The sequence below is a fragment of the Bradyrhizobium sp. WSM3983 genome, assembly GCF_000473045.1.
GTDB lineage: Bacteria > Pseudomonadota > Alphaproteobacteria > Rhizobiales > Xanthobacteraceae > Bradyrhizobium.
This window is the reverse complement of the sequence record NZ_AXAY01000065.1, coordinates 1-7,577: the sequence shown is the minus strand read 5'-3', so window position 1 is coordinate 7,577 and position 7,577 is coordinate 1. Positions and strand designations below refer to the sequence as shown.

The window sequence follows — 7,577 nt, the reverse complement described above, 5'->3', positions numbered from 1 at the left end:
CACTGACGCTGGTTAGCCTCATCCTGAGGAGGCGCGTAAGCGCCGTCTCGAAGGACGAGGCGTGCGCACAGGTCGCCGCAACGAGTCATATGCGATTGCCCTGCCCGCTTGAGGGAGAGGCGGGATTGCATCGCAGATGCGATCTGGGTGAGGGGGGACTCTCCGCGAGTGCGGTTCTCACCGTCATGCAACCACGCCTTCGTGTTGCCCGAGTTCCATCGGCGATTGCCTCGTGTTGGGCAACGAACAAACGTCCTGCAGCCATATTTGAGTAAGAGTGATCTCCCGCGAGGGAGGCGCTCCGATGAACAAAGCTTTGATCACTGCCATCGTCATGCTGGCTGGCGTACCTGCGAGTGCTGTCGCGCAGGAGCGGGCTGGTGCTGCGGCGTTGGGAGCCGTGTCAGGTGCCGTCGTGCTGGGTCCGATCGGTGCCGTCGCGGGCGCGGTGGTCGGCTATACCGCAGGACCTGCAATCGCCCATTCCTGGGGCGTGAGAAGTTCGCGCTCGGCGAGACATCGGCCGCCGCCGCGTCGCGAGGCCTACCCTGTAGCCGCGACCGGTGCGCCGCCGCACACACGACAGGCGATGGATGCCAGCGGCCAGATGCGAGCTGCCAGCAATCCGCCGGTTCAGGCCGCGCCTGCGGTGCAGCCCGTTCAAGCTGCTCCTGAGGTGCCGGCGCAGACTTCGACGCCGCCGGTTCAGGGATTCGAATGAGGCTTCAGGCCGCGGTCGTCTTCGGCCTGAGCCGGTCGATCGTCCGCGCGATCAACGCCGCCACCTCCGCGACCTTCGGCCCAATCCGGAACTCCGGGCCGGCGACGACGACGGAGAGCCTGCGGTCGCCGATCGGCAAGGGGATCGCCGCGCCCGCGAGGTCGCGGCTGTAGTCGGCGAAGCTCTGACAATAACCGCGCGCGATCGAATTGCGCAGCTCGACCTCGACCGCTTCGATGCTGATCGGCGTCGACGGGCCGTATTGCTTGAACTCGATCTTGCGATAGACGGAGTCACGCTCCTCCGGCGAATATTGCAGCAGCAGCGCGCGGCCGCTCGCGGTGGCGTGAATCGGCACGCGGTGGCCGATGGTGGCGAAATAGCGGATCGCCGCCTGCGACTCGACGACGTCGATGAACACCGCCATCACGCCCGCCGGCGCCACGATGGATGCGGTCTCGCCGGTCTCGGCGGAAAGGTCGGAAATCAGCGTATGCGTCCACGGCGGCAGCGGCTCGACCTCGGAGATCATCCTTGCCATCGCCAGCCACCGCGGCGTCGGATAGAAGCCGGCGCGCGGCCTCGGTTCGTAGAGATACCCCTTCTCCGACAGCGTCGCGAGCAGGTTGAAAGTCGACGAGCGCGGCCAGCCGAAATGATCGGCGATTTCGGCAAGCGTCGCCGGCTTCCTCGTTTGCGCGAAGAATTCCATGATCTCCAGGACGTTTGCGGCTTGGCGAACGATCATGCTGGGCTTGCGTCCTGATCTAGGATTGGCCGAGGATCTTCTTCGCGGCGCGAAGATGCGGCTTGTCGATCATCTGTCCGTCGAGCCTCAGCGTGCCGGAGTTCGGGTTATTCGCGAAGGCCGCGATCACCTTCTCCGCCCATGTGCGCTCAGCGTCCGCCGGCTCGAACGCTGCGTTGACGACATCGACATGTTTGGGATGGATCAATGCCTTCGCCGAGAAACCGTCGCGCCGCGCCGCGCGCGTTTCCTGCTCGAGGCCGGTGAGATTGTCGATGTCCGTATAGACCGTATCGATCGGCGCGACTTCGGCTGCGGCCGCCGCCATCAGGCAGAGATCGCGCGCGAGGCGATAGGGGCTATGGAACACGCCGCCCGAGGCCTTCTCGGTGGCGCCGAGAGACGCAGAGAGATCCTCCGCGCCCCACATCAATCCGGCGAGGCGAGGGGAGCAGCCCTTGTAGCTGCCGAGGCCGAAGATCGAACCGGCAGTTTCGGTTGCGACACAGACGATGCGCGTCGCTCCGATCGAGATGCCGGCTGCCGCTTCCAAGGCTTCGAGCCAGGTCGCGACCTGCCGCACGTCGTCACCTCCTTGCGATTTCGGCAGCACGATGCCGTCGGGCTGGCCCGGCATCACGGCGGCGAGGTCGGCGAGCGTCATGCCGGTGTCGAGCGCATTGACGCGGACATAGAGCTGATGCGGGCCGCGCCGCCCGTTCAGCATCTCGAGCGTCAGTCCGCGTGCCTCCGGCTTCTTGTCGATGACGACCGAATCCTCGAGATCGATGATCAGCGCGTCGGCCTTGCCTTCGCTGGCCTTCTCGAATTTGCGCGGGGAATCGCCCGGCACGAACAGCATCGAACGCATCAGACCGGCCTCTTGTGCATCATCGCCATGCGGCGGCATTTGCCGACGATCTCGTCGTTCTGGTTCAAGGCGTGGTGCTCGAACTCGACGATGCCCGCCTTCGGGCGCGATTTGGATTCTCTCAACGAAAGCACCTTCGTCGTCGCCCGCAGCGTGTCGCCATGGAAGACCGGTTTTGGAAAAGTCACGTCGGTCATGCCGAGATTGGCGACGGTTGTGCCCATGGTCGTATCATAGACCGTCATGCCGATCATGATACCGAGGGTGTAAAGGCTGTTGAAAATGCGCTGGCCGAACTCGGTCTTTTCGGAGAAATGCGCATCGATGTGCAGCGGCTGCGGGTTGAGCGTCAGCAGGCTGAACATGGTGTTGTCCATTTCCGTGACGGTCCGGGTCAGCGGATGCCTGAACTCCTGGCCTACGGAAAAATCTTCGAAATAAAGTCCGGCCATCGCTGTTTCCTCCCTATTATCCTGCGGTTTGGCCAGCGCCTGCTTCTAGGGCGGCGCGGCCAGGTGAACTGCCTTCTGCTCTGCGAGTCGTTCGATCTCGTCAGCCGAGAAACCCGCCTCGCGCAGAATGTCGCGGCCATGCTGGCCGAGCGTCGGTGCCGGGCCGGCGGCTTCCGGCTGGGTCACGCTCCAAGTGGAGGGGACACGCATCTGGCGGATGCGGCCTTCCACGGGGTGATCCACCGTCGTGAAGAAGTCGATCGCCTTGAGATGCGGATCGTCCAGGATCGTCTCCAGCGTGTGCATCGGCATCACCGGAATGTCCGTACGTTCCAGCAAGTCGCGCCATTCTGCGGTCGTGCGCGTCAGGAAGATGTGGCCGATCTCCTGGTAGATCTCGTCGATGTCTTTTGTGCGCGCGGTATGGTTGGCAAAGCGCGGCTGCTTGAGAAAATGCAGCTGTCCGATCGCCTCGAAGAAGCTGCGCCAGTGCTTGTCGTTGTAGATGAGCACGCAGAGATAGCCGTCGCTGGTCTTGTAGGGCCGGCGATAGCGCGACAGCAGGCGGGCGTAGCCGCCATGATCGAGCGGCGGATCGTAGGTGAGTCCGCCTAAGTGATCGATCAGCACGAATTCCGTCATGGATTCGAACATCGGCACGTCAATGCGCTGGCCAACACCTGTGCGGCTCTGATGCATCAGCCCGCCCATGATGGCGTTGACCATCATCAGGCCGACGATGCGGTCGGCGATGGTGACGGGCACGTAGCGCGGCGTGCCGTCGCCGGCCGCCGCAAGCAGTGTCGGAATCGTGGCCGCGCCCTGGATCAGATCGTCATAGGCGGGCTTGGCGGCATAGGGGCCTGACTGGCCGTAGCCGAACGCGCCGACATAGACCAGCGACGGATTGATCGCGGCCAGCGTGTCGTAGTCGAGGCCAAGCCGCGCCATGGCCTGCGGGCGCACATTATAGACCAGCGCGTTGGCGCGCTTGGCCAACCGCAGCAGCGTGTCGCGTCCTTCGGGCTTTTTGAGATCGAGCACGATGCTGCGCTTGCCGCGATTGGCATTGTGGAACATCCCGCCCATGCCCGGCGTGCGGCCGGGACCGATCTGGCGAACGATGTCGCCCTCAGGGCTTTCGACCTTGATGATGTCAGCGCCCATGTCCGCCAGCACCTGCGTGCCGTAGGGGCCCATCAGCACCGAGGTCAGGTCGAGAATAGTGAAGCCGGCGAGCGGTCCCATGGGGCCTCGTGGGATGAATTCATATATGTGGAGTAAGAATTCAGAGATTGGCGATGTCAATTGGGCCGCCCCGCCCAGCGGCGCATGGCTCCCTGCATAATTCATATGCTTGATATATAAATTCACGTATATGTACATTTTCCTCAAGCAAGAATGGAGCAGGGGCCGAACGGATTGGCAGCCAGCGGCTGCTGCCTTCGGCGTGGGGACGCGTCAGGGAGAGTGACATGAAGACGAATTTGGTTCGGGCTGCAGCCCTGCTCGCCTTGTCGTTGCCGGTCTCGACAATGTCTGCGCAAGCGCTCGAGCTGAAGGTCGCCGACAGCTTCCCCGCCGGACATTATCTCGTCCGCCTGATGCTCAAGCCCTGGATGGACGACGTCACCAAGCGCACGAATGGCGCGGTGACCTTCACCTATTATCCGAACCAGCAGATCGGCAAAGCCGCCGACATGCTGCGGCTGACGCAGTCGGGCGTGGTCGATATCGGCTACATCGGGCCGTCCTATGTCTCCGACAAGATGCCTTTGTCGGAAGTGGCGCAACTGCCCGGCGCGTTCGCGACCAGCTGCCAGGGCACACTCGCTTATTGGAAGACCGCGCGCGAAGGCGTGCTGGCCAAGCAGGAATATGCACCGAACAAGATCAAGCTGCTGCTGGCCGTGGTGCTGCCGCCCTACCAGGTGTGGACCGTCAAGTCGAAGGTCGAAACCACCAAGGACATGCAAGGCCTGAAGCTGCGCACCACCGGCGGCGCGCAGGATCTCACGCTGCGCGCGCTCAACGCCGTGCCGGTGCGCATGGCCGCTCCCGATGCTTATGAGTCGCTGTCGCGTGGTACGATGGACGGTTTGCTGTTTCCGCTCGATAGCGTCGTGGCCTATGGCCTGGACAAGCTTGTCAAGCACGCGACCGAAGGCGTCAGCTTCGGCAGCTTCATCGTTGCCTACTCCATCAACCAGTCGGTCTGGGACAAGCTGCCAGACGACGTGAAGAAAGCGATGAACGAGGCCTCGGAGGCGATCACGCCAAAAGCCTGCGCCGATGTCGACAAGGAAGGCGAAGTCACCAAGAAGCACATGCAGGACGAGGGCGTCATCTTCGATCCGCTGCCGGAGGCGACGCGCGCCGAGATGAAGGACAAGCTCAAGGGCGTCGGTCATGAATGGGCAGCCGGCCTCGACAGCCGCGGCAAGCAGGCCTCTGCCGCGCTGAAGGAGTTCGAAGATCTACTGGCTGCGGGCAGTAAGTAATCCGGGACCAAAGAGGGAGGTGCGAAGTGATCGAACGGGCAGGGCGAGTGCTCGGCGCGCTGGAGCGTGCGCTGACGATGATCGCGGTAGCGTTCATGTTCGTGATCATGGTGCTGGTCGTGACCGACGTGTTCATGCGCTACGCGCTGAACAGCCCGTTCTCCTTCACCTATGATCTGATCGGGCTCTATCTGCTCGCGGGCGTATTCTTCTTCACGCTGTCGGACGCCTTGCGCGAGCATGTCCATGTCGGCGTCGACATCCTGCTGTCGCGCTTCTCGCCGGCGGGACGGCGGCTGTCCGAGATCGTCACCGCGCTCGCGGGCCTGTTCGTGTTCGTCCTGATCTGCAAAGTCGGGTTCGACCGCGCGCTGGAGAACTACGAGCAGCACGACGTTCTCTCCGGCGCCATTCCCTGGCCGACCTGGATTTCGGCGGCGCTGGTGCCGTTTGGCTGCGGCGTGCTGGTGCTGCGGCTGGCGCTCCAGCTCGTCGGCAATGTGCTGAGCCTCGTCAGCGGCCGCGACCTCTATCCGCTGCCGCCGGTGACCGGCGTCGGCGAAGCGCGCGGCTTCGAGTAACGGCGGATAACCATGACACCTCTTATCGTTCTCGCTCTGCTGTTTGGCCTGCTCGCGCTCGGCACGCCCGTCGGTTTTGCCATGGCGTTTTCCGGCTCGGTCGGCCTGGTCATGGTCGGCGGCTTCCCGACCTTGTTCGGCATCCTGGAGACCGCGCCGCTCTCGACCGTCTCCTCCTACGAGCTCATCACCATCCCGATGTTCTTGCTGATGGCGGACCTCGTGCTGCTGTCGGGCGTCGCGGACGATTTGTTCAAGACAGCCTCGGCCTGGGTCGGCCGTGTTCCTGGTGGCCTCGGCATGGCGACGGCGCTTGCCGGCGCAGGCTTCGGCGCGATCTGCGGCACCTCGACGGCATCGGCTGCGACGTTGTCCTCGACCAGCCTTCCCGCGATGATCCGCCAGGGTTATGAGCCGAAGATGGCCGCCGGCGTGGTCGCGATCTCGGGCACGCTGTCGATGCTGCTGCCGACCAGCGTCGCGCTCGTTATCTTCGGCCTGCTCGCCGAGGTGAACATCGGAAAACTCCTGATCAGCGGCATCATCCCCGCCATCCTCGTTACCTTCACCATCATGGCCACGATCTATTTCCTGGTCTGGCAGGATCCGTCGCGTGCACCCGCCGCGAAATCGGTGCCGTGGCGCGAAAAATTCGCACTGCTGTGGCAGGTTTCGCCGATGGTGGTGCTGTTCTCGATCGTCACGGGCACGATCTATCTCGGCGTCGCGACACCGACGGAGGCGTCGGCTTTCGGTGCGTTCGGCGCCTTTCTGCTGGCGATCGTCAAGGGCAAGATCACGCCGACCTCGCTGTACAAGACGCTGCTGCGCGCCAGCCACGGCACCTGCATGATCATCATGATCCTGGTCGGTGCCTCGATCTTCGGCTACTTCTTCACGCTCACCCACGTGACGCAGGATCTAGTCGCCTGGATCGGCTCCTTGCCGACCTCGCGCTGGGTCATCATCACGCTGATCCTGTGCGGCTACATCGTGCTCGGCTCCTTCATGGACCAGATCGCGATCCTGGTGCTGACCGTGCCGATCGTGCTGCCGCTGATCAAGACGCTCGGCTTCGACCCGATCTGGTTCGGCGTCATCAAGATCGTCACCGCCGAAGTCGGCATGATCACGCCGCCGGTCGGCCTGAACTGCTTCATCGTCGCCCGCTATGCGAAGCGGCCGGTGGCGGAGGTGTTCCATGGCACCTTCCCGCATTTCATCGCGCACCTGATTGCGATCGCGATTCTGGTCGCGTTTCCGTCGATCATTCTCTGGCTGCCCTCGCAGATGGGACGCTAAGATCGGAGCCGTGCGGCTCCCAGTAAGGAGATCAAGAACATGGATTTCGCGCTCACCGATCAGCAGGAAGCCATTCGCGACGCCATCGCAAAGATCTGCGAAGGCTTTCCCGATGCCTACTGGCTGAAGAAGGACCACGACGGCGGCTTCCCGCACGATTTTCACAAGGCGCTGGCCGACGCCGGCTGGCTCGGCATCTGCGTGCCGGAGGAATATGGAGGCTCGGGGCTCGGCATCACCGAAGCCGCGATCATGATGCGCACGATCGCGGAATCCGGCGCCGGCATGTCCGGTGCGTCTGCGGTGCACATCAACGTGTTCGGTCTCAATCCCGTCGTCGTGTTCGGCACCGAGGAGCAGCGCAAGCGCATGCTGCCGCCGATGGTCGAGGGCCGCGAGAA

Annotated in this window: 9 protein-coding genes; 5 read left to right on the top strand and 4 right to left on the bottom strand. The window is 63.4% G+C overall.

Annotation, left to right across the window (positions count from 1 at the left end; genetic code table 11):
* Positions 1 to 304: 304 nt before the first annotated feature.
* Positions 305 to 721, top strand: coding sequence for a hypothetical protein (locus YUA_RS0140590; protein ID WP_035973044.1), 417 nt, complete (start codon positions 305 to 307; stop codon positions 719 to 721).
* Positions 722 to 725: 4 nt separating this feature from the next.
* Here YUA_RS0140590 and YUA_RS0140585 read toward each other — a convergent pair whose 3' ends face one another.
* From YUA_RS0140585 to YUA_RS0140570, 4 genes are read right to left on the bottom strand one after another with little or no spacing between them, the layout of a single operon-like run.
* A complete protein-coding gene (locus tag YUA_RS0140585; protein ID WP_027535747.1) occupies positions 726 to 1,469 on the bottom strand; it encodes an IclR family transcriptional regulator in 744 nt (247 codons plus the stop codon).
* 19 nt (positions 1,470 to 1,488) lie between these two features.
* Complete coding sequence (locus tag YUA_RS0140580) at positions 1,489 to 2,340, bottom strand: CoA ester lyase (protein WP_027535746.1); 852 nt, start codon at positions 2,338 to 2,340, stop codon at positions 1,489 to 1,491.
* Positions 2,340 to 2,828, bottom strand: coding sequence for a MaoC family dehydratase (locus YUA_RS0140575; RefSeq protein ID WP_371259951.1), 489 nt, complete (start codon positions 2,826 to 2,828; stop codon positions 2,340 to 2,342). The genes YUA_RS0140580 and YUA_RS0140575 overlap by 1 nt, the downstream gene beginning before the upstream one ends.
* Positions 2,829 to 2,837: 9 nt before the next feature.
* Entirely contained in the window at positions 2,838 to 4,040 is a 1,203-nt protein-coding gene (locus tag YUA_RS0140570) for a CaiB/BaiF CoA-transferase family protein (RefSeq protein WP_027535745.1), read from the bottom strand.
* Between the two features lie 227 nt (positions 4,041 to 4,267).
* On the opposite strand from YUA_RS0140570, the gene dctP reads away from it, so the two are divergent.
* The 4 genes from dctP to YUA_RS46635 all read left to right on the top strand — a co-directional run.
* The gene (dctP, locus tag YUA_RS0140565; RefSeq protein ID WP_027535744.1) at positions 4,268 to 5,293 is read left to right on the top strand and encodes a TRAP transporter substrate-binding protein DctP; all 1,026 of its coding nucleotides are present in this window, start codon (positions 4,268 to 4,270) and stop codon (positions 5,291 to 5,293) included.
* A gap of 26 nt (positions 5,294 to 5,319) precedes the next feature.
* Positions 5,320 to 5,874 carry a TRAP transporter small permease gene (locus tag YUA_RS0140560; RefSeq protein WP_027535743.1) on the top strand — a complete coding sequence of 185 codons (555 nt, stop codon included), beginning with the start codon at positions 5,320 to 5,322 and terminating at the stop codon, positions 5,872 to 5,874.
* A gap of 12 nt (positions 5,875 to 5,886) precedes the next feature.
* A complete protein-coding gene (locus YUA_RS0140555) occupies positions 5,887 to 7,176 on the top strand; it encodes a TRAP transporter large permease (protein ID WP_027535742.1) in 1,290 nt (429 codons plus the stop codon).
* A 39-nt stretch (positions 7,177 to 7,215) separates the two neighbouring features.
* A partial coding sequence (locus YUA_RS46635) for an acyl-CoA dehydrogenase family protein (protein WP_035972965.1) occupies positions 7,216 to 7,577 on the top strand: 362 nt, incomplete at its 3' end.